Source organism: uncultured Shewanella sp., from assembly GCF_947491715.1.
Taxonomy (GTDB): domain Bacteria; phylum Pseudomonadota; class Gammaproteobacteria; order Enterobacterales; family Shewanellaceae; genus Shewanella.
In genome coordinates this window covers 1-1,177 of record NZ_CANLKR010000097.1, presented here as the reverse complement: position 1 = coordinate 1,177, position 1,177 = coordinate 1, and the positions used below count along the sequence as shown (strand labels likewise).

Sequence of the window (1,177 nt, the reverse complement as noted above, 5' to 3'; positions counted from 1 at the left end):
CATAGAAGTAGGCTAATAATGCACGCCTGTCTAATTTACCATTAGCAGTAATAGGCATATTGGGAACGGCCAGCACAACCTTTGGTAGCTGATAACTCGGCAATCTTTCTGATAACGCAGTAACAAGAAATTTCAGCTCAAACACTGGCGCCTTTGCTTCATTTTGTTCAGTTAATAAAACAAAACTGATTAAACTTTTGGTTTCACCTGTTTCAATGACTAAAGTTTCTGCTCTTTGCACACTTGAATGGGCTAATAAACTCTGATTAATCCCTGTAAGCTCAATTCTAAAACCATTGATTTTTACTTGAGAATCCCGTCGTCCCAAAAACCTCACTTGCTCTTCATTATCAAGGTAACCTAAATCACCCGTTCGATAAGCTCTGAACCTACCTTCAGGAAGCTCCAGTGATATAAAACATTCCGCCTCTAAATCCGCATCTAAATATCGACCAGCAAGACCCAACCCTGTGACGACTATTTCGCCAATACAGCCAGTCGCAACCGGCATCTGCTTTGAGTTTAAAATTAATATCCCCGTCCCGTTTATCGGCCGACCTATTGGCAATGCTTCGCTCACATTCCAATGTTTAGGGATAGGGAAACAACACGTAAAAGTGGTGTTTTCTGTTGGACCGTAGCCATTAACGACTTTTATATTGGGCGCCGCTCGATACACTCGAGAAACATGTTGCGGCGACACCACATCTCCTCCTACCAATAATTGCTCCAAACCCACAAAACTTTTCTCATCAATTTCAACTAACGTGTGAAATAACGCGGCAGTAAGCCAAACGGTATTGACACCTTGATGTTCAATCCCCTGTTGTAATTTATTTGTATCTATTGGCAAGAGCGACATATAAACCGCCCCGCCATTTAAAAGCGGTCCCCAAAATTCCAATGTAAAAGCATCGAAATCGGTAGCAGAGGCACAAAGCATGGTGGTTTGCTCGTTCAATACAATATAATTAGCCCGTTTGACTAAACGATGAACCCCTTGATGCAAGCACTCTATCCCCTTCGCTTTACCCGTCGTTCCGGAAGAAAAATTGATATAAAGTGGACTTTCTCCAGATAAATTAACGTTCACCTCGAGGGCACTTTGAACATTGAGTAGGCTTTTTATCGAATAGGATTTCACGTCTTTACTGTTTAAAGGCTGACCTATACAGAG

At 41.9% G+C, this 1,177-nt stretch carries 1 protein-coding gene; it reads right to left on the bottom strand.

Going from position 1 to position 1,177, the window contains the following annotated elements; genetic code table 11:
* Positions 1-1,093: AMP-binding protein (locus Q0779_RS23640; RefSeq protein WP_298776712.1), on the bottom strand; the 1,093-nt coding region annotated here is incomplete at its 3' end.
* Between the last annotated feature and the right edge of the window lie 84 nt (positions 1,094-1,177).